The 19,160-nt window shown below is 51.7% G+C and carries 21 protein-coding genes and 1 tRNA gene; 6 read left to right on the forward strand and 16 right to left on the reverse strand.

The annotated features are described in order from the left end of the window. Positions 1-2 precede the first annotated feature (2 nt). The 3 genes from O59_RS16410 to rsgA all read right to left on the reverse strand — a co-directional run bounded on the left by O59_RS16410 (position 3) and on the right by rsgA (position 3,603). A complete protein-coding gene (locus O59_RS16410) occupies positions 3-1,541 on the reverse strand; it encodes a response regulator (protein ID WP_007644621.1) in 1,539 nt (512 codons plus the stop codon). Between the two features lie 177 nt (positions 1,542-1,718). Continuing rightward, positions 1,719-2,543, reverse strand: a complete 825-nt coding sequence (locus O59_RS16415) for a sulfurtransferase (RefSeq protein ID WP_007644622.1) — start codon at positions 2,541-2,543, stop codon at positions 1,719-1,721. Positions 2,544-2,583: 40 nt separating this feature from the next. Continuing rightward, positions 2,584-3,603, reverse strand: a complete 1,020-nt coding sequence (gene rsgA / locus O59_RS16420; protein ID WP_007644623.1) for a small ribosomal subunit biogenesis GTPase RsgA — start codon at positions 3,601-3,603, stop codon at positions 2,584-2,586. Positions 3,604-3,703: 100 nt separating this feature from the next. Here rsgA and orn point away from each other — a divergent pair, with 100 nt between their 5' ends. Then, on the forward strand, positions 3,704-4,249 hold the full coding sequence (gene orn / locus O59_RS16425) for an oligoribonuclease (protein ID WP_040393243.1): 546 nt from the start codon (positions 3,704-3,706) through the stop codon (positions 4,247-4,249). Between the two features lie 82 nt (positions 4,250-4,331). On the opposite strand, the gene O59_RS16430 is transcribed toward orn, so the two are convergent. From O59_RS16430 to O59_RS16490, 13 genes are all read right to left on the reverse strand, one after another. Continuing rightward, positions 4,332-4,550, reverse strand: a complete 219-nt coding sequence (locus O59_RS16430; RefSeq protein WP_007644625.1) for a PspC domain-containing protein — start codon at positions 4,548-4,550, stop codon at positions 4,332-4,334. Positions 4,551-4,571: 21 nt separating this feature from the next. Next, positions 4,572-4,859 carry a NadS family protein gene (nadS, locus tag O59_RS16435; protein WP_007644626.1) on the reverse strand — a complete coding sequence of 96 codons (288 nt, stop codon included), beginning with the start codon at positions 4,857-4,859 and terminating at the stop codon, positions 4,572-4,574. Next, positions 4,852-5,193, reverse strand: coding sequence for a type II toxin-antitoxin system RelE/ParE family toxin (locus O59_RS16440; RefSeq protein WP_007644627.1), 342 nt, complete (start codon positions 5,191-5,193; stop codon positions 4,852-4,854). Before O59_RS16440 ends, nadS begins: the two co-directional genes overlap by 8 nt. A 282-nt stretch (positions 5,194-5,475) precedes the next feature. Then, positions 5,476-6,624 carry a GGDEF domain-containing protein gene (locus tag O59_RS16445; protein WP_007644632.1) on the reverse strand — a complete coding sequence of 383 codons (1,149 nt, stop codon included), beginning with the start codon at positions 6,622-6,624 and terminating at the stop codon, positions 5,476-5,478. A gap of 195 nt (positions 6,625-6,819) precedes the next feature. Then, positions 6,820-7,911 (reverse strand): redox-regulated ATPase YchF, encoded by a 1,092-nt coding sequence (gene ychF / locus O59_RS16450; RefSeq protein ID WP_007644634.1) that lies wholly within the window; start codon positions 7,909-7,911, stop codon positions 6,820-6,822. A 99-nt stretch (positions 7,912-8,010) separates the two neighbouring features. Further along, the gene (gene pth, locus O59_RS16455; protein WP_007644638.1) at positions 8,011-8,619 is read right to left on the reverse strand and encodes an aminoacyl-tRNA hydrolase; all 609 of its coding nucleotides are present in this window, start codon (positions 8,617-8,619) and stop codon (positions 8,011-8,013) included. A 135-nt stretch (positions 8,620-8,754) separates the two neighbouring features. Further along, entirely contained in the window at positions 8,755-9,363 is a 609-nt protein-coding gene (locus tag O59_RS16460) for a 50S ribosomal protein L25/general stress protein Ctc (protein WP_007644639.1), read from the reverse strand. Positions 9,364-9,474: 111 nt separating this feature from the next. Further along, entirely contained in the window at positions 9,475-10,416 is a 942-nt protein-coding gene (locus O59_RS16465; RefSeq protein WP_191966477.1) for a ribose-phosphate pyrophosphokinase, read from the reverse strand. A gap of 199 nt (positions 10,417-10,615) precedes the next feature. Then, a tRNA-Gln gene (locus O59_RS16470) sits at positions 10,616-10,690 on the reverse strand. 11 nt (positions 10,691-10,701) lie between these two features. Then, a complete protein-coding gene (gene ispE / locus O59_RS16475) occupies positions 10,702-11,547 on the reverse strand; it encodes a 4-(cytidine 5'-diphospho)-2-C-methyl-D-erythritol kinase (RefSeq protein WP_007644641.1) in 846 nt (281 codons plus the stop codon). Positions 11,548-11,577: 30 nt separating this feature from the next. Next, positions 11,578-12,183 (reverse strand): lipoprotein insertase outer membrane protein LolB, encoded by a 606-nt coding sequence (gene lolB / locus O59_RS16480; RefSeq protein WP_007644642.1) that lies wholly within the window; start codon positions 12,181-12,183, stop codon positions 11,578-11,580. Next, positions 12,180-13,919, reverse strand: coding sequence for a tetratricopeptide repeat protein (locus O59_RS16485; protein ID WP_007644643.1), 1,740 nt, complete (start codon positions 13,917-13,919; stop codon positions 12,180-12,182). Before O59_RS16485 ends, lolB begins: the two co-directional genes overlap by 4 nt. A 136-nt stretch (positions 13,920-14,055) precedes the next feature. Beyond that, the gene (locus O59_RS16490; protein WP_007644645.1) at positions 14,056-14,592 is read right to left on the reverse strand and encodes a hypothetical protein; all 537 of its coding nucleotides are present in this window, start codon (positions 14,590-14,592) and stop codon (positions 14,056-14,058) included. Between the two features lie 153 nt (positions 14,593-14,745). Between O59_RS16490 and hemA the strand changes: the two genes are divergently transcribed. From hemA to O59_RS16515, 5 genes are read left to right on the forward strand one after another with little or no spacing between them, the layout of a single operon-like run. Further along, positions 14,746-16,071, forward strand: coding sequence for a glutamyl-tRNA reductase (hemA, locus tag O59_RS16495; RefSeq protein ID WP_007644647.1), 1,326 nt, complete (start codon positions 14,746-14,748; stop codon positions 16,069-16,071). Beyond that, the gene (gene prfA / locus O59_RS16500) at positions 16,071-17,153 is read left to right on the forward strand and encodes a peptide chain release factor 1 (RefSeq protein WP_007644649.1); all 1,083 of its coding nucleotides are present in this window, start codon (positions 16,071-16,073) and stop codon (positions 17,151-17,153) included. The genes hemA and prfA overlap by 1 nt, the downstream gene beginning before the upstream one ends. 5 nt (positions 17,154-17,158) lie before the next feature. Beyond that, the gene (locus O59_RS16505; protein ID WP_040393250.1) at positions 17,159-17,494 is read left to right on the forward strand and encodes an antibiotic biosynthesis monooxygenase; all 336 of its coding nucleotides are present in this window, start codon (positions 17,159-17,161) and stop codon (positions 17,492-17,494) included. 7 nt (positions 17,495-17,501) lie between these two features. Then, positions 17,502-18,359, forward strand: coding sequence for a peptide chain release factor N(5)-glutamine methyltransferase (prmC, locus tag O59_RS16510; protein WP_007644653.1), 858 nt, complete (start codon positions 17,502-17,504; stop codon positions 18,357-18,359). Between the two features lie 3 nt (positions 18,360-18,362). Further along, positions 18,363-19,115 carry a molybdopterin-synthase adenylyltransferase MoeB gene (locus O59_RS16515; RefSeq protein WP_007644654.1) on the forward strand — a complete coding sequence of 251 codons (753 nt, stop codon included), beginning with the start codon at positions 18,363-18,365 and terminating at the stop codon, positions 19,113-19,115. Positions 19,116-19,160 lie beyond the last annotated feature (45 nt).

A 19,160-nucleotide genomic window follows, 5' to 3' on the forward strand; every position in this document is an offset into this window, starting at 1 on the left:
ATTCAGTGTTGCAGGTGATCGGGAAAGTTCTGGCGAATCACTCGGAAGTGCTCAAACAATTCCAGCGCGGCGTCAACAATGGCCGGATCAAATTGTTTGCCGCGGCGCTCGCGAATGTATTGAATGATGTCGTTTTCCTGCCAGGGCTTTTTGTAAGCGCGCTCGGAGCCGAGGGCGTCTATCACATCAATAATCGCCACAATGCGCCCCTCCAGTGGAATCGCTTCACCTTGTAAACCGCCGGGGTAGCCATTGCCATCCCAGTGTTCGTGATGGCTCAGTGCAATACGTGCGCCCATTTTGGCAATAGTGCGGGTGGAATTTTTTAACAGCTCATAACCAATTTGTGCGTGAGTTTTCATCACTTCCCACTCGGCTTCATCGAGCTTGCCCGGTTTGTGCAAAATGGTTTCGGGAATGCCGATCTTGCCAATATCGTGCAGCGGCGAAGCGTATTTCAGCATTTCTGCGTACTCGCTGCTCTGGCCTAATTTCAGCGCAATCAGTTCGCACATCAGCGCCACGCGACGTACATGGGAGCCGGTTTCTTTGGAGCGTTGCTCTATCGCATCGCCCAGCACCAGCAGCAATTCTTTTTGGGTTTCCTGAATATGTTCGCGGTTGTGCAGGTTTTGAAAAATTAAAGTGATGTTGGCGGCAAAGAGCGTGAGAATTTCATCTTGCAAGGCGTCGTGGGCTTCATGAAAACGTGTGTAGAGCACGCTCTCGGTACTGCTATTGGTGTGGTAGTAGCCGATAAACCGCGTGTCGTCGCTGTAGGATTTTTTTTCTGCCAGCGTCTGCTCAATCATTTTTTTTACATCGGCGGGCATGATGTCCGCGCTCCAGTGAGTATCGAGTTTCACCTCATCACCAGTGGCGGCCAGCAGGATCATTTCGGCATCGCCAAATAAATCCACATGCTGACTGACTAAATACATCTCTGCCGTTTTAATGTTCAGCAATTGAATGGTGTGATTCAAAATCGCATTGCCAAATTGATAAAGCGTTTGGCTGCGCAATACTGAGTCAGACGCGGCGATAACTTTTTGCATGCCGCGCTTGCTGGTTTCGATGGTGATGATGTCGCGGTAGGAGCGAATAGAGGAATAGACGCAGGTTTTTAATTTGGTGTCGGTGAGTTCGGTTTTGCTTTTGTAGTCGTTGATGTCATAGGTGCGGATCACGGTTTCTTCGGGTGCGGTGCCGGGCTGGCCGGTGCGCAATACGATGCGGGTACTGTGGTTGCCCAGCTCGTTGCGAATTTTGTGGATTAACTGCAAACCGGCATCGTCGCTCTCCATAATTACATCGATAAATGCCAGGGCGATGTCCGGGTGATCCTGAAACAAACGCAGGCCTTCTTCGGCGCTGTAAGCGTTGAGGAACTGCAGTGGCAGGTCATCGATACGGGTATTTTTCAGCACCAATTGGGTGACCGCGTGAATCTGCTCCTCGTCGTCAATAATCGCGACTTTCCAGGGGCTGCCTGCGGCGCTTTTGGCGGGGGATTGCGCACTTGCGGGTTTCAGAAACTTCATGGCCCTATCCTGCTGATTAGCGTTTCTTATGTTTACGTTAACAACTCATCGCGCTATCACTGAGGATGAACGAATTGTTTTCGCTTTAAACAAAAGTAGCACAGCATTAAGAGGGGGGGGGGGGATGTTTCGGGAGGAGGGTGCTAACCCGCCCCTTAAAAAGGGGCGGGTGATTTTTTAAACGGCAACTGCTCGGGATTGCACTGCCGGCGTAGTCGGGTGGTTGCCCCACTCAGCCCAGGAGCCGTGGTAAGCGCGGATATTCAGCCCTAGCGCCTTGCCCACCAAATAGGTAAAGCCGGAGCGGTGATGGCTTTGGCAATGGGTGATAATTCGTTTATCCGCTGTTAAACCAAGCGATGCCAAATATTCGCGCGCATCGGTACGGATGCGCAGCGCATTATTGCGATCCATCAAATTTGTCCACTCGCAGTTAATCGCCCCGGGGATATGGCCATTTTTCTGCGCGGTCATGCGCTCGCCTGAATACTCTGCCGGGCTGCGTGCGTCCCACACCACAAAGTCCGCACGATCCATTTCGCCCAGGACATCGGTCAGCTCAATCACAACACGTGGGTCGATTTTCACATTCACGGTGCTGGGGGTGACGACGGGCATTTCCGTGGTAAGTGATTGCCCGGACGCCAGCCAAGCGTGCAGGCCGCCATTCAGGTAGGAATAGTTTTTGTGGCCGATGGCATCAAGCGTCCAGATCATCCGTCCGGCCCAGCCGCCGCCTTCGTCGTCATACACAACAACGTGGGTTTCGGGGGTTAAACCCAAAAACGAAAACAGGCGATTGAGTTGCTCGGCGGTGCCGATTTTGCCCGGTACTGGTGCAGTGCCACAGACAATTTTTTGCGGCGGTACATGCACAGCGCCATCGATATGCCCTTGCAGATAAGTCTGCTCAGCGCACATATCAATCACCAACAATTTACTGGTGGGCTGCGCAAGCAGTGCCGCCAGTTGCGTGGGTTCAATCACAAAGGGCAGGGCCATGGATTTGATCCTTTTTTATAAATGTATAAGTAATTGCCGATTAGTTTTCGTTGAGCGTTCGCAAAATATAACGGTATGAATCCATACGGGTTGCACTGATTGTGCCAGCTTCCAGCGCCGCCAAGATCGCGCAACCGGGTTCATGGCGATGGGAGCAATCGCGGAATTTACAGTGGCCAATAAAGGGTTTGAACTCGACAAACCCCTCCAGCACCTCGGCTTCCTCCATGTGCCATAACCCAAATTCGCGAATACCGGGGGAATCGATCAAATGGCCGCCACCGGGGAAATGGATCAGCGTGGCGCTGGTAGTCGTGTGAGTTCCCTGTTGTCTTTCGGACAAACCGCCCACCCGTAAGTTCGATTCCGGCAGCAAGGCATTAACCAGCGAGGATTTACCCACGCCCGATTGCCCCACAAACACGCTGGTGTAATGCGCCAGGTATTCGCGCAACTCATCCAGCCCGGTTTCGGTTTTGGTGGACACCATCAATACCGTGTAACCCAGTTGGCGATAAGTGGTTTCCAGATAGGCGACTTTTTCGCGCGTGGTGTCATCAATACGGTCAGTTTTATTGATCACCAATACCGGTTCTATATCGATGGCATTGGCGGCGACCAGATAGCGGTCAATCAAATTGGCGTGAGGTTCGGGGTAGGGGGCGACCACAATCATGATGCGATCGATATTGGCGGCCACGGTTTTCATATCGCCGTGCGGGTCGGGGCGTTGCAGTGCGGAATCTCGCGGCATTACCGCCACCACCACACCCATAGGGTTACCGGTGCGCCATACCACTCTGTCGCCGGTCACTAAAGAGCCGAGGTTACTGCGGAAATGGCAGCGCTGGTGCTGCCCCGCTTGTTCACCTTCAGTCGCCTCTACCACCACTTGGGTGCCGTAGTGGGTGATGATCAAACCCAGCTGCTCAGGCCCCAAATCGCTCTCGTGCATTTGTTCATCGGTGACTTTGTCGCGTTTCGCCACGCGGGCGGTGCGTTCGTCCTGGATTTTGTCGATGCGCCATTGCTGGCGGCGAGTCAATTTGCGTTTGGTCATGCGTTGGTGAACTTGCCTGTGAGGTGGGTGATGTTTGGCTAGACTGATTTATTACTTTAAGCTGCGCGGCAATTGTGCCCTATTTACCGAGGAAAAACCCATGCTGAATGAAAACAACCTGATCTGGATCGATCTGGAAATGACCGGCCTCAACCCGGATACCGACGTGATTATCGAAATCGCCACCATCGTCACCGACGCCGATCTCAACATCCTCGCCGAAGGCCCCGTATTCGCCATCCATCAGCCTGACAGCATTATGTTAAGCATGGATGAATGGAACACCAACCAACACGGCAAATCCGGCCTGGCCCAACGCGTGCGCGAAAGCCAAATCAGCATTGAACAAGCCGAAGCGGAAACCATTAAATTTCTGGAGCAATGGGTTCCCAAAGGCAAATCCCCCATCTGCGGCAACTCCATCTGCCAGGACCGCCGCTTTTTAGTGCGCGGCATGCCCAAGTTGGAAGATTATTTCCACTACCGAAATCTGGATGTCAGCACCGTAAAAGAATTAGCCCGCCGCTGGCGGCCGGATGTGATTGCCGGCGTAAAAAAATCCGGCGCGCATTTGGCGTTGGATGATATTAAGGATTCGATTGCGGAGCTGCAGCATTATCGGGCTACGTTTTTTAGGATGGATTGATGTGTAGTGAGAGATAAAAAAACTAAAGGCGCCGGTTGGCGCCTTTAGTTTTTAGGGTTGCTCCCTGTAAATATCGCAAGAATTACTGCTTGCGAAAATCATTCAAATCAAACCCCTTGGGTGGGTTTGGAAAAACAAATACACAGATAATGTAGGCAAGTATCAGCGTACCGCCAGTGAAAAGAGAGAGTAACGCCCATAGCCAGCGGACTTTACTGGCTGGCCAATCGAGAAATTCACCAATACCACCGCATACGCCGGAGATAACTCTGTTATTTGATTTTGTGAGTTGTTTGTTCATAAAATCCCTCTTATTTAACAATTAAGATTGCAGTGCTCGCAATACCGCCTGCGGTTCTTTCGCCACCACATTCAATAAAACCAGCGCTGGCCCTTGCGGTGTGCGATCCCCTCTTTCCCAGTGGCGTAACGTCGCTACGCTAATTCCAAAAGCAGATGCAAATTCATTTTGCGACATGCCCACTTTTGCGCGCAGGTCTTTTACATCGATAGCGGTAAATTCATGGATAACTGCTTTGCTCGCGTTACCTTTTGAAAATTCTAAAGCCTCTTCAAGACCCTGTTTGATACTGGAAAATGCGTTACTCATTTTTATCACCGTAATGCTTTTGTAATAGGTTGGTCAGCTTTGCTAAATCATTACGTTCTGCTGGCGATATATTGGCTTTTTCATTTTTACCAAAAGCCGTCAGCAGAAATAGTGGTATGGTTTCGTTGTGATAGTAGTAAATCACTCTTGCACCACCACTTTTTCCTTTGCCTTGAATTGCCCAGCGGAGTTTCCTGATACCCCCTGTGCCTCTGATTAAATCACCTGATTGTGGGTGTACAGCGAGGTAATTTATAAGGCTTCGCTTTTCCTCATCAGAAAATAGTCCTTCCGATGCACGAATAAATTCAGGGAGTTCAACGATGGTTTGCATTAATGGTCATCCTAATCCATTGGATTATAGCAATCAATCCGTGTTTTTGATTGATTTCGTTCTGTTTGAGGGGGGTGTCTACTGAATGTTGATATTCGATCTGTTGGTAGTTTGATCATTTTAGGCTATGTGCTCATCTAGAAAAAGAGAGTGTTTTTTCTAGATTTCTATATCGCCATAAATGGTGGAAAACTTAGTTTAATCAATGTGTTATCGCATGAGGCGAAAGGTGGCGGGGTGGTGTTTTCTCTGGGTGATAGGGGGCGGTTGTCGTTGCAAAGTTCACGCTCCAAAAACCTGAAACCCACTTTTGCCATTTTTTTTCACTTGGTACATGGCGTCGTCGGCATTTTGTAATAGTTGAGCCAGGTCATTGCCGTGTTGGGGGTAGATGCTGATGCCGATGCTGGCGCCCAGGTGGTAGTGGTTTTTATTGATTTCCACTGGCGTGCAGCATTGTTGGAGGATTTTGTTGGCGACTTGTTTGACTTGCTCTTCGGTTTCCAATTGAGTGGCGATAACCACAAATTCGTCGCCGCCCACGCGGGCGCAAATATCGGTGCTGCGGGTGTGTTCGACTAAACGTTTGGCGATAACTTTTAATACTTCGTCGCCGACGTGATGACCGGCGCTGTCGTTAATCGGTTTGAAGTTATCCAGATCAATGTAAAAAACCGCGAGCATTTGATGCGGGCGGAGGGCGAGAACTAATGCTTGTTCAAACAGGGTGGTCATGTAGCGCTGGTTGTTCAAGCCGGTGAGTGGATCGTGATACGCGAGTTCCAGCGCGTTGCGCTCTGCCTCCAATAAGCGTTTTTGAAATTGCAGTAATACCGCTGAAATTAAACATAGGTATTCCAGTAGTACCAGTGTGGTGCCCCATAAAAAACCAGGTACTTGCCAGAAGTCGGTAAAGCGTAACAGGGGGTATGTGAGCCAGTGAATACCCAGCAGTAAACAAATAATACTGGTGATGTGCATAATGCGGTGTGGAATATTGTCGCGCTCGCGATAACAAATATAGGCGAGTAAAAATAATGCGGCAGCGTTAATAATGCCAAAGCCTAGCGAAAATAAAATCCGGTTTGATTCTGCTAAAAAAGTGATGGTTAGCCACAAAAATCCGCACGCAATAAACAACAAATAAGGGCGCATTAAATGGCGAAGGTTTAGAAATTGAAATGCGCCAACTAATAAAAAACATTTTTCCAGCAAAATAAAAAATGCATAAATGTGATCGATATTTTCTGCTGGCAGTAGTTGCGGAAGTAATAGAAGGCTGAGGCGAGCGCTCATGCCAAATAAAATGGCAATAGCCCAGCAACCAGCGCCGGGGCTGGTGCGCGGAATCGTGCTCAACCATGCCAGTAATATCACAAACACAAAATAGATGGTCGAGCCGATGACATTGACCGTGTCGAGCAGTGCCATGATGTGCCCTGCTATTCGTGAGGACTGTGAGGTGAGGGTTATTATACTTCGCCTAAATCATCTTTCTTATACTCTCCAATCATGTACCCACTTGCGCTGATACCCAATGGCTATGTCATAGCCAGTGTTGCGCATAAAAAAACGCCGCCCGATGGTTGTGGGGCGGCGTTTTGTGGGTGCAAATATTGGACGGAATTAGACGTTAAACAAAAAGTGCAGTACGTCACCGTCTTTTACTACGTATTCCTTGCCTTCTTTGCGTGACTTGCCGGCGTTTTTTGCGCCCTGTTCGCCTTTGTACTGAACAAAGTCTTCGTAAGCGATGGTTTCGGCGCGGATAAAACCTTTTTCAAAGTCGGTGTGAATTACACCTGCGGCTTGGGGGGCGGTGGCGCCGATAGGAATGGTCCAGGCGCGCACTTCTTTTACCCCGGCGGTGAAGTAAGTTTGCAGTCCGAGTAACTGGTAGCCAGCGCGAATTACGCGGTTCAGGCCTGGCTCTTCCATGCCCATTTCGGCGAGGAATTCTTTTTTGTCGTCGCCTTCCAGTTCTGCGATATCGGCTTCCAGTTTGTTGCAAATCGGCACTACCACGGATTTTTCTTCTTCCGCGATTTTGCGCACCACATCCAAATGCGGATTATTTTCAAAACCATTTTCCGCCACGTTGGCGATATACATAGTTGGCTTGAGGGTGAGCAGGTTGATCTCTTTCAGCATCGCCACTTCTTCTTTGTCGAGCGGGAAGGAGCGCAGCGGTTTGGCTTCGTTCAAATGTGGCTGTACTTTTTCCAACAGCGCTTTGATCGCCATGGCGTGTTTGTCACCGCCTTTGGCCGATTTGGCGTAGCGATTGATGGCTTTATCCACGGCTTCGAGGTCGGCGAGTGCGAGTTCAGTATTGATAACTTCAATATCCGCAGCCGGGTTTACGCCGTTGGCTACGTGAATCACGTTGTCGTCATCAAAGCAGCGCACGACGTGGGCGATGGCATCGGTCTCGCGGATGTTAGCGAGGAATTTATTGCCCAGGCCTTCACCTTTGGATGCGCCCGCGACAATCCCGGCGATATCGATAAATTCCATGGTAGTGGGAACAATGCGCTCGGGTTTCACGATTTCAGCGAGTTTGTCCTGGCGAGGATCGGGCACTACTACGATACCGGCGTTGGGTTCGATGGTGCAGAAGGGAAAGTTTTCCGCGCTGATACCGGCATTGGTCAATGCATTAAAGAGTGTTGATTTGCCGACGTTGGGCAGGCCGACTATGCCGCAGTTAAAACCCATGGTGTGTGTCCACTATAAATATAAGAAAGAAAAAGGAGCCGCAAAAAGCATGGTAAGAAAGTTGCGCGATTATATAGGCTCGCGCCCGCTATAGACAGGTCAGGTTTTTTGAGGCTCGCTTTTTTTAGGATCGGTATGCAGGTTTTTCATCGCCGTATTCCAATCCCCCTTGAGGGCATCGGGCAGGCAGTGGATTGCGCGGTTGATCGCTTCATCAGTCAGTTCCTGCTCGGCGGCTGGGGCGCGTTTGAGTACAAAGTTAGCAACTTGCGCGGCAACGCCGGGGTGGCCAATACCCAGACGAAGACGCGGAAAATTGGGGTTGTTGCCGAGTGCGGCGATGATATCGCGCAGGCCGTTGTGACCACCGTGGCCACCACCCTGTTTAAAACGCGCTACGCCGGGTGCGAGATCCAGTTCGTCGTGTGCTACCAGAATGGCAGCCGGTTCTATTTTGAAAAAATTCGCCAGTGTCCCCACTGCCTGCCCGCTGCGGTTCATGTAAGTGGTGGGAATCAATAAGCGCAAATCGCGCCCTTGGTAGTTGACGCGTGCTGTCAGGCCAAAATATTTACTGTCGGTATTGAGTGTGGCGCCGAGTTTACGGGCCAATTCGATCACAAAATCCTGCCCTGCATTGTGGCGAGTGCGGTCGTATTCGCTGCCCGGGTTGCCGAGGCCGACAATTAATTGAATCTCGTTGGTCATGGTTGAACCTTGATTTTAAATGGGATTCGCCAGCGGCGTTTAGGAACTATGCGGCGCGCATTGTCGCTGTAATGGCAGGCAAAAAAAAGGCCGGATCCGAAGATCCAGCCCTTTTCAGCAGCGGTAAAAAAGCAATTACGCTTCTTCGCCTTCTGCACCACCTTTCGGCTTCTGAATGGTTGCAACAGCCAGGTTGTGGTCTGCGCCTTTTTGCAGGTCAGCAGAAACAACGCCAGCAGGCAGTTTCAGGTCAGAAATATGGATGATGGTACCAACTTCAGCATCAGCCAAGTCTACTTCAATAAACTCTGGCAACTGGTGTGGGAAGCAGATGATGTCCAATTGGGTAAGGTTGTGAACCACTTTGCCGCCTTGGATTTTCACGCCTTTAGAACCAGCTTCATTGATGAAGTGCAGAGGTACGTGAGTGTGTACCTTGGTTGACTTGTCAATGCGCAGGAAGTCCAGGTGCAGAACCACTGGCTTGGATGGGTGACGCTGTACATCTTTCAGGATCACATCTTGCGCAGCACCATCAACATTCAGGCTGATGATGTGCGAGTAAAATGCTTCGTGTTCCAAGTGCTTCATCAATTCGTTTTCAGAAACTGAAACGCTGATTGGCGCTACGTTACCGCCGTAAATTACCGCAGGAACTTGTTTTGCCAAACGACGCAGGCGGCGGCTCGCACCTTTCCCCAAATCGTTACGGGCTGTTGCATCTAATTTAAAGTCTTCAGACATGATTACGTCCTCAATTTTCCGTGTAGATCCGCGACCAGAATCTACCGGGTTTCAGTAACCGCATAACATTGTGTTGTGCGGTGGTTTACCAGGTGCCGTGTCTGCTAAGTATTAGCGAAACATGGCACTCAGGGATTCTTCATTGCTCAAGCGGCGCACCGCTTCGGCGAGCATTCTTGACAGGGTCAAGCTGCGAATGCGCGGGCAGTTTTTAGCCGCTTCGCTGAGCGGGATGGAGTCGGCAACGACCAACTGATCCAGCTCGGAATTGTTCAGGTTTTCAATCGCCTTGCCCGATAGCACCGGGTGAGTACAGTAGGCCACCACTTTTTTGGCGCCTTGGGCTTTCAGTGCTTTGGCGGCGCTGCACAGGGTGCCGGCGGTGTCGATAATGTCGTCTACCAACAGGCAGGTGCGGCCATCGACTTCACCGATAATATGCATAACTTCGGCGACGTTGGCGCGCGGGCGACGTTTATCGATAATCGCCAGATCAATGCCCAATTGTTTGGCTACCGCACGGGCGCGTACTACGCCGCCGATGTCAGGGGATACCACAATCAGGTCTTCAAATTTTTGTGCTTCTATATCTTCCAGCAATACGGGTGAGCCGTAGACGTTATCAACAGGAACATCAAAGAAGCCCTGGATTTGTTCGGCGTGCAGGTCAACGGTAAGCACACGGTCAACACCTACACCCACCATCATGTCAGCCACTACTTTGGCGGTGATAGGCACGCGCGCGGAACGTACGCGGCGATCCTGGCGGGCATAACCGAAGTAGGGAACCACAGCGGTGATGCGGCCAGCGGAGGCGCGACGCAATGCGTCCACCATTACAATCAATTCCATCAGGTTGTCGTTAGTGGGCGCGCAGGTGGGTTGAACCACAAATACATCGCGACCACGCACGTTATCGTGCAGCTCCACCGCAATTTCACCATCGGAAAATTGCGACACGGAAACATTACCAAGCGGCATGCCCAGGTGATCAACAATTTTTTTGGCGAGGTCAGGGTTTGCGTTGCCGGTAAAGACCATTAAGTCAGTCACGTCAGATACCTTTTGGTGATTGCTGGGGTGATTGTTGGTGCTTGAATGCCAGAGCCGATACTTTCTGTCTATAAAAAGTCTGTCAGTAAAAAGTCTTTCTGCGCAAAACAGAGTTTTTTACCCTAGGAAATCCTGGCCAAATTGGCAATTTCGACTGGATAAAAGGAGAAGTTTTTGAATGATCATGATGATAAATAGATGGCAGGGGCGGAAGGACTCGAACCTACGAATGGCGGGATCAAAACCCGCTGCCTTACCACTTGGCGACGCCCCTGTTGTACTTGATTAGTTTGGCGGAAGCAGTTTGTAGAGTGGCGATTGATTTACACCTTGTGCTACAAAACCGGGCAGATCACTGGGCAATAATGCCTGCACTTGCTGTGCTTTTTCTGCCGACTCAAAGCTTGCAAAAACGCATGCTCCGGTTCCCGTCATTCTCGCGTTACGATCAAATTTCTGTAGCCAAATGAGTGCTTTATCTACCTGCTGGTAGAGCTTTCTCACTAGGGCTTCGCAGTCATTTTTACCGCCCCGCTCAAGGAAGGCCGCCACTTTAATGGCCGACGTATCTCTTGTCAAATCTTTATGTAAAAAAATTTCTGCAGTGGATACATGGCAGTCAGGTTGCACAACCAAAAACCATTTTGGCTGCATTTTAATAGGCTCAAGTGCTTCGCCAACCCCTTCGGCCCATGCGGTTTGCGCATTGATAAAAACGGGAACATCGGCACCGAGTTGTAAACCGATTGTTTGCAGCTGGTTTTTGGTGAGTCCGCAATTCCATAAATGATTGAGGGCGACAAGAGTTGTGGCTGCATTACTGCTACCACCGCCAATACCGCCGCCCATGGGCAGGCGTTTTTGCAATTGGATATCTACACCGGCCGCTGCGCTTTTATAGGCTTCGAGTTTACGCACGGCTTTGATAATTAAATTTTGCTCGAAGGCGACACCAGGCAACTCGGGCGAGAGGGTGATTTGGCCATCGCTGCGGGTGTTAAAGGTCATTTCATCGCCGTAATCGAGCAATTGAAACAGCGTTTGCAGGTTGTGATAACCATCGGCGCGGCGGCCGGTGATATGCAAAAACAAGTTGAGTTTGGCGGGGGATAACAGCGTCAAGCTACTCATAAATCAAATCCAATGGCATTTATGGGCGGCTTAGTTGCCCAGCTGCCAATCGCGAATTACCAGAATCAGGCGGACATCGTCATGTTCTGCAGTGATTTTGCCGGGCAGGGAAAAGGCTTGGTCGCGGTGGTTGTAGTTTTTGTAGTTGTTATAGGTGATGGACCAGCCGCCCTGCCGGAGTTGCGCGATCAGCCCGGACTCATTTTGTTGCAAGTGGGTGATGCGTTGTTTGGGGGCGGGAACACCGCGAACCCAGTAGGTGAGTTGCGCTACTGGTAGTGTCCAGCCCGCCGCTTCTTTAATAAGCGACTCGGCACTTTTAGCTTCCAGTGTGTCGCTGCCGGTTTGTTCGAGGCGCACCTTACCGGGTGTGCCGGTAATAATCATCCGCTTTTGGCCGAGTGGGCCACTGAGGTTAATTTGGTAATCAGCGAGTTGTTGGGCCCATTTGAGCGAGGCGCTGCCGCTTTCGTCCGGGGTGCGAATACCCAGCTTGCCGTTCAATTCCCAGTGGGTGATGCGCTGTAATTGCTGCTGGTGGGCGACCAGATCCGGCGGTGGTGCAAATGTGCCGCGCTGGGCGCAGCCGCTGATGGTCACTAATAGCAGCAGGCAGATAAAACAGCGTTGCATCATAAATCGGCCTTCAGGCGGTTGAGTGTTTCGCGGATGGTGGCGTTGTCTGGCTCCAGCTGTTGTGCTTCGCGCCAGACGCGGCGCGCTTCTTCTGTCTCGCCTATCACCCACAGCACTTCGCCCAGGTGCGCGCCAATCTCAGCATTGGGCGATGCCTCATAAGCTTGGCGCAGGTGACTCAGCGCTTCCGGGTATTTGCCGGTGCGATAGTAGAGCCAGCCCATGGAGTCGATAATCGCGGCATCATCCGGTTTCAGGCGCAATGCTTTTTCCAGCAGCTCATAGGCTTCACTGTAGCGCTGGGTGCGGTCCGCGAGTATGTAGCCGAGCGAGTTAAGTGCGGCCACGTTGTCGCTGTCTTGTTTGAGGATCTGGCGCAAGTCGCGCTCGGTGGCAGGCAGGCGTTGGCGCTCGTTGTTGAGCATGGCGCGAGCAAACAGCAGGCGCGTGCTGCTGGGGAAACTGGTCAGTCCGTCGCTAAGTACTTGCTCGGCTTGGGTCAAATAGTTGTGTTTGATGAGTGTTTGGCCGTGCAATACATAGAGAGCTTCACTTTGATCGGGAAAGCGCAAGCGCACGCGATTCATGTGCTGCTCGGCGCTGAGGAAATCCTCCAGTCGGACAAAAATATCTAGCAACTGCAGGGTGGCCGAGAGGAAATCATTGCCGCTATTTACTTGCAGGTAGTGGATGATCGCCTCTTGCAGGTCGTTGCGCGCTTCCGCCATCCGCCCTAAATAATAGTGGGCGGCAGCTATATGTTGATCGCGATCTAGTAATTCCTCGAAGCTGGCGCGCGCGGTATCCAGATCGCGGCGCTCCAGGGCAATAATGCCCAGGGAGAGCAACATATCGCCATTGCCCGGCAATTGCTGGCTGAGGATCGCAAACTGTTCCTGCGCCAGAGTCATATCATGGTGGGTCAGGATACGCGCGTATTGTTGGCGCAGGCTGGTATTTTCCGGGTAGAACTCCAGCAGGCTTGCCATTTTGGCAATCGCTTCCTGATCGCGCTTGAGTTGGTGCAGCAGGTTCGCTTCCAAAATAGCCGCCGGGATACTGCGCGGGTGCAGCTTCAGGGTTTTGTGAACCTGTTGCATTGCCGCGTCATAGTCGCCGCTTTGTTGTAGCAATATCCCGGTGCCGACCAGCAGTTGCTCATCTTCCGGGTGCTGCTCCAATTCGTGCGCAAAATCCTCCAGCAATTTCGTCCGGGCCGCATCGTCAACACTGGCAGCGCTGGCGGCGATATTTTGAAACAGTGGCTCTCCACCTTCATCCAGCAGGCGGCGTGAAAACTCAAAAGCTTCACGTAATTGCCCGAGTTGCAGGTGTGCCAGTGACGCGTTGGCCAGTGCATCCTGGTTGTGGGGGGCGGCATTCGTCCACAGCTTGGCCATTTCCAATGCGGTGGAATAATCGTTCAGGTAGCGCGCGATCAGTGTGGCGCGCTCCGCCACTTGCGGGTCACGGGTTTCACGCGCCTGCTGCACATAGTTGCCCAGTGCCAGATCATATTGCGCCCGACTACCGGCAATTTCAGCCGTGAGCAGTGAATAAAGTGTTTCGGTTGGGAAGGGGCGGGCTGGGATCTGAACGCGCACCTCCGCTGCCGGCGCGGTTGGCTCAGGTGTCTGATCTACGGCGGCAACGGTGCGACTGGCGGGCAGGCTGCAGCCACTCAATACCCAGTAGAGGGTCATGCTCGACAGTATCAGCGGGCGGTGTTTGATCATGTTCGACCAGTAGCGGGAGTGAAAGTGCGCCGTAAATGGGGGCGCGGCTGGACATGATAAACGGGCGACTGGCTTATAAAAAGGGGACAGTTGTCATTAATCGTTAAGTGGGGGTATTCGGTGTGTCGGCGGAGGCTCAGAGCAATCCGCCGCGTAGCGCGAGTTGTGGTTCAGCTTGCAGGCGGGTGCGGGTACGCAAATAGGTTTGTTGGATCAGGTGTGCATCCACGCTCGCGCGGTGGCGGCGCGCCCCATGTTCTTTTGCCAGCTTCTTTTTGGTGGCATCCCAAATCAGCAGTTGGGCTTCGCTGGCAATCATTTCTATCGGGCTGAGGTGGAAGAGAGGCTGGATGCGCGCCGCAAAAAACAGGCAGTTAAGCCAGGCGCTATCGTGGGTCCATGCATCGCTGTAGGCCGTTATCTCACCCAGAAACTGGTTCAGCTCCGTGCATACCTGTCGCACTGGTTTGCCGCGCCTGCAGAGCACATCGCGACTGATGCCATGCATTGCCTCTGCGTCGCTTGACCAGTGCTGCCACTCATCCTGCGGTTTTATTAGCGCACAGTAGCGCTCGCCATTGGCCTTGATTACCCCGATTTCAATAGGGTAACTGCGGGAGCCAAAGCCGGAGGCTTCAATGTCGATAATGGTTGGGTAGGGGTGATGGCGCATAAAGAATCCTTTGAGTGCATTTCAGTATAGGGTGTGTCTTGTGATCTTCCTGCAAAAAATAGCCAGTGTTTATGACGGGATTATCCGCTTGCCTCTTGTCACGCCAAGCTGCGAACCCGACAATACCGCCCTAAATCACAACTAGCGCCTTCGATGACCCTGTTAGCCTTTGGCATAAACCATACCACTGCACCTCTTGCCCTGCGCGAGCGGGTTGCCTTTGCGCCGGAAAACCTGCAGTCCGCACTGCAGGAGGCCTGTGCGCAGGCGGGTTTAACCGAAGTGGCGATCCTCTCTACCTGCAATCGCACGGAGATTTATGCCACCAGTGAGAGTGACGCCCAGGCGATTCAGCAGTGGTTGGTCGCCCATACCGCGATAGAAGCGGCCGACCTGGCGAATAGCTACTACTGCTATGAGGATCACAACGCGGTGCGCCATATGATGAAAGTGGCCGGTGGTCTGGATTCGCTAGTGCTGGGTGAACCGCAAATTTTGGGCCAAATGAAGTCAGCTTTTGCGGTGGCGAAAGAAGCAGGCACCCTCGGCGCGGAATTACATGCGACCTTCCAACAGGTTTTTAATATCGCCAAGCGGGTGCGTACCGAAACCGCGATTGGTGAAAACCCGGTGTCAGTGGCTTACGCCGCAGTGAGTCTGGCGCAGCAGATTTTCTCTAATTTAAAGCAGGACACAGCGCTGCTGATCGGCGCGGGTGAAACCATCGAATTGGTGGCGCGTCATTTGGTGGAGCAGGGTATCAAGCATATTATTGTCGCCAACCGTACCTTGGATCGCGCCCAGCGCCTTGCGCGGGAGTTTAACGGCGAGGCGATTTTGCTGGCGGATATCCCCGAACATTTGCAGCGTGCGGATATCGTCATCTCCTCCACTGCCAGCCAATTGCCCTTATTAGGCAAGGGGGCGGTGGAATCTGCCCTGAAAAAGCGCAAACACAAACCGATGTTTATGCTCGACATCGCCGTACCGCGCGATATTGAAGAACAGGTCGGTGAGCTCGACGATGTGTACCTTTACACCGTGGATGATTTGCACGCGGTGATTGATGAAAACAAAAAATCCCGCGTTGCCGCTGCTGATCAAGCGGAAGATATTATCAGCGAGGGAGTGGAGCAATTTTTGCGTCACCAGCGCGCGCTCACAGCGGTAGGAACTGTAAAAGCCTATCGCCAAAAAGCGGAGCAGCTGCGCGATATGGAGTTGCAAAAAGCGCTGCGCAGTTTGCAGGGTGGTGCCAATGCCGAGCAGGTGCTGCAGCAATTTGCACGCAACCTCACCAACAAATTAATTCACTCGCCCACCACCGTATTAAAAGAGGCGAGTGCCAGTTCGCGTCACCATGTATTGCAGGTGGCGCACGAGTTGTTTGACTTGTCGTTAGACTCTGAATTCCCAAACGCGTCTGAAGAATCTGTTAACCCCGCTGCCGACAAAAGCAGCGATGCAAGTGAGCCATAATGAAAGCGTCTATTTTAGAAAAACTGGATCGCCTTAAAGAGCGCTACGAAGAAGTCAGTGCCATGTTGTCGGAAGCGGACATCATCAATAACCAAAACCGATTCCGCGATCTCTCCAAAGAGTACGCCGAGTTAGAGCCGGTGGTGCAAGGCTATCAAAATTATTTAAATCTGCTTGCCAATATCGAAGAAGCCAAACACCTGCTGGTGGACGGCGATGACGATATGAAAGAAATGGCCGAGGAAGAGTTAAAAGATTGCGAAGCGCAACTTGAGCCGATGCAGCTGGAATTGCAAAAACTGCTGCTGCCCAAAGATCCGAATGACGAAAAAAATTGTTATCTGGAAATTCGCGCTGGCACTGGTGGTGATGAAGCGGCAATTTTCTCTGGCGATTTATTCCGTATGTATTCGCGCTATGCTGAAACGCAAGGCTGGCGAGTGGAAGTGCTCAGCCAGAACGAAGGTGAACACGGCGGCTTTAAAGAAATTATTACGCTGGTAAGCGGGCAGGGCGTGTATTCAAAATTAAAATTTGAATCGGGCGCACACCGGGTACAACGCGTGCCGGAAACTGAATCCCAAGGTCGTATCCATACCTCCGCTTGCACTGTGGCAGTGATGCCGGAAGCGGATGAAATGGAAGAGATCAATATCAACAAAGCCGATTTGCGTATTGATACCTTCCGTGCGTCCGGTGCCGGTGGTCAGCACGTTAATAAAACCGACTCGGCAATTCGGATTGTGCATTTGCCGACTGGCCTGGTTATTGAGTGTCAGGATGAACGCTCGCAGCATAAAAACCGCGCGCGTGCGATGAGTTTGCTCGCCACCAAATTAAAAACCATGCAGGAAGATGCTGCGCATAAATCACTCTCCGATGAGCGCCGCAATCTGGTCGGCTCCGGTGATCGCTCCGAACGTATTCGCACTTACAACTATCCGCAAGGGCGCGTGACTGATCATCGCATTAACCTCACGCTTTATTCGTTGGATGCGATTATGCAGGGCGATCTCGATCCGGTGGTCGGGCCGCTGGCAAATGAATATCAAGCCGATCAATTAGCGGCGATTGCGGATTAATGATTATGTATTCGGCAACGTTCATTTTTGATAAAAAGCAATTCGATGATGCGTTTTATGAATTGGATAAAAGCATCGCTGAGGTCGCCAAAAATACCCAGGGTTATATTGGGGAAGAAGCCTGGGAAAATCCTGAAACCGGGCGCGTCTCCAATGTGTATTATTGGGAAACAATGGACGGCTTGCATGAACTGATGCAGCACCCGAAACATCTGGAAGCCAAGGCTGCACAGGCCAATTGGTTAAATGGTTATCAAGTTGTGATCGCGCAGGTATTGCGCGCTTATGGCGATGGTACATTTGCGCATCCGACTGATTCATTAAAGCACCGGCCTGCGTGACTCCCCTATGAGCAACATCACCGTTGCACAATGTTTACAGCGCGCCTATGAACTTGAATCCCTCAGTGATTCGGCGCGCTTGGATATTGAATTAATCCTCTGTCATATCCTGCAAAAAAATCGCACTTACCTTTTTACCTGGCCGGAAAAAACCTTATCGCCCGAACAGGAAGAAGAGTTTTTGCAATTTTTCACGCGCCGTAAATCCGGCGAGCCGATTGCACATATTATCGGCATGCGCGAATTCTGGTCGCTGCCACTCGCCGTGAATAATTCCACCTTGATTCCGCGCCCGGACACCGAGTTGTTAGTAGAAACGGTGTTGGATTTATTTGCGCAGGATGCGCCGCAGCAAACACGTCGCGGTTTGGATTTAGGCACAGGCACTGGCGCAATTGTGTTAGCCATCGCCAGTGAAAAACCGCACTGGAATTTGTTGGGGGTGGATTTTTCGGCGGATGCCGTTGCACTCGCGGAATACAATCGCGCGGCCTTGGGTTTTACCCATGTTGCCATCGCGCAGAGTGATTGGTTTGAAAACGTTGGCGCACAAGCATTTGATGTGATTGTCAGCAACCCGCCGTATATTGATCCGCAAGATCCGCATTTAGCGCAGGGTGATGTGCGTTTTGAACCGCGCTCGGCATTAATTGCCGCTAACCATGGCTTGGCGGATATCGAACTGATTATTCAGCAGGCTTGGGATTATCTAAATTTGCAGGGGTGGTTGTTGCTGGAACATGGTTACGATCAAGCACACGCAGTCCGGGAATTATTTCGCCAGCGTGGGTTTGTGCAGGTGGAAACCCGGCGCGATTTGGGCGGCAACGAACGTATCACACTGGGCAGGAAAGGTCAGGAGTAAACCATGAATGACGAACAACTGCTGCGCTACTCACGCCAGATAATGCTGCCCGATGTCGATCTCGATGGGCAGGACAAGTTATTAGCCGCGCGAGTATTAATTATTGGCTTGGGTGGTTTGGGTTCGCCGGTCGCGATGTATTTAGCGGCGGCCGGTGTTGGCCACTTAACACTGGTGGATTTTGATGCGGTGGATTTAACCAATCTGCAACGTCAAATTGTGCATACTACGGCGCGTATCGGTATGAACAAAGCGGCCTCGGCGGCGCAGACCTTACGCGAACTAAACCCCGGCGTAAAAATTGAAACCATCGAAAAATTGCTCGCTACCGATGAGCTTGTTGCACAGGTTAAATTGGCAACGGTGGTGGTGGATTGCACCGATAACTTCCAAACCCGTTTTGCGATTAACGCCGCCTGTGTTGCTGCAAAAGTACCATTGGTATCGGGCGCCGCAATTCGGTTGGAAGGGCAGGTCGCGGTGTTTGATGCACGCGCTGAAACCAGCCCCTGTTATCGCTGTTTATATGAAGAAGATAGCGATGATCTAACTTGTGCAGCAAACGGCGTGCTCGCCCCGCTGGTAGGGATTATCGGTTCGATGCAGGCATTGGAAACCATCAAATTAATTTGTGGCTTTGGCTCCAGTCTTGCTGGGCGTTTGCTGCTGCTGGATGCACGCCATAGCCAGTGGCGCGAATTGAAGTTGCCGAAAGATCACAATTGCCCGGTATGCAGCCAGTGTGCGTCGGCCTAAAGCCCAGTGCTGTGTAAAAAGCTTGTTTTTTATCATCGCGCCTCT

Origin of the sequence: Cellvibrio sp. BR (assembly GCF_000263355.1) — a bacterium.
Taxonomy (GTDB): domain Bacteria; phylum Pseudomonadota; class Gammaproteobacteria; order Pseudomonadales; family Cellvibrionaceae; genus Cellvibrio.

Coding starts and splice junctions, on each gene's coding strand:
- O59_RS16410 (WP_007644621.1), bottom strand. CDS start 1,541: ATGAAGTTTCTGAAACCCGCAAGTGCGCAATCCCCCGCCAAAAGCGCC.
- O59_RS16415 (WP_007644622.1), bottom strand. CDS start 2,543: ATGGCCCTGCCCTTTGTGATTGAACCCACGCAACTGGCGGCACTGCTT.
- rsgA (WP_007644623.1), bottom strand. CDS start 3,603: ATGACCAAACGCAAATTGACTCGCCGCCAGCAATGGCGCATCGACAAA.
- orn (WP_040393243.1), top strand. CDS start 3,704: ATGCTGAATGAAAACAACCTGATCTGGATCGATCTGGAAATGACCGGC.
- O59_RS16430 (WP_007644625.1), bottom strand. CDS start 4,550: ATGAACAAACAACTCACAAAATCAAATAACAGAGTTATCTCCGGCGTA.
- nadS (WP_007644626.1), bottom strand. CDS start 4,859: ATGAGTAACGCATTTTCCAGTATCAAACAGGGTCTTGAAGAGGCTTTA.
- O59_RS16440 (WP_007644627.1), bottom strand. CDS start 5,193: ATGCAAACCATCGTTGAACTCCCTGAATTTATTCGTGCATCGGAAGGA.
- O59_RS16445 (WP_007644632.1), bottom strand. CDS start 6,624: ATGGCACTGCTCGACACGGTCAATGTCATCGGCTCGACCATCTATTTT.
- ychF (WP_007644634.1), bottom strand. CDS start 7,911: ATGGGTTTTAACTGCGGCATAGTCGGCCTGCCCAACGTCGGCAAATCA.
- pth (WP_007644638.1), bottom strand. CDS start 8,619: ATGACCAACGAGATTCAATTAATTGTCGGCCTCGGCAACCCGGGCAGC.
- O59_RS16460 (WP_007644639.1), bottom strand. CDS start 9,363: ATGTCTGAAGACTTTAAATTAGATGCAACAGCCCGTAACGATTTGGGG.
- ispE (WP_007644641.1), bottom strand. CDS start 11,547: ATGAGTAGCTTGACGCTGTTATCCCCCGCCAAACTCAACTTGTTTTTG.
- lolB (WP_007644642.1), bottom strand. CDS start 12,183: ATGATGCAACGCTGTTTTATCTGCCTGCTGCTATTAGTGACCATCAGC.
- O59_RS16485 (WP_007644643.1), bottom strand. CDS start 13,919: ATGATCAAACACCGCCCGCTGATACTGTCGAGCATGACCCTCTACTGG.
- O59_RS16490 (WP_007644645.1), bottom strand. CDS start 14,592: ATGCGCCATCACCCCTACCCAACCATTATCGACATTGAAGCCTCCGGC.
- hemA (WP_007644647.1), top strand. CDS start 14,746: ATGACCCTGTTAGCCTTTGGCATAAACCATACCACTGCACCTCTTGCC.
- prfA (WP_007644649.1), top strand. CDS start 16,071: ATGAAAGCGTCTATTTTAGAAAAACTGGATCGCCTTAAAGAGCGCTAC.
- O59_RS16505 (WP_040393250.1), top strand. CDS start 17,159: ATGTATTCGGCAACGTTCATTTTTGATAAAAAGCAATTCGATGATGCG.
- prmC (WP_007644653.1), top strand. CDS start 17,502: ATGAGCAACATCACCGTTGCACAATGTTTACAGCGCGCCTATGAACTT.
- O59_RS16515 (WP_007644654.1), top strand. CDS start 18,363: ATGAATGACGAACAACTGCTGCGCTACTCACGCCAGATAATGCTGCCC.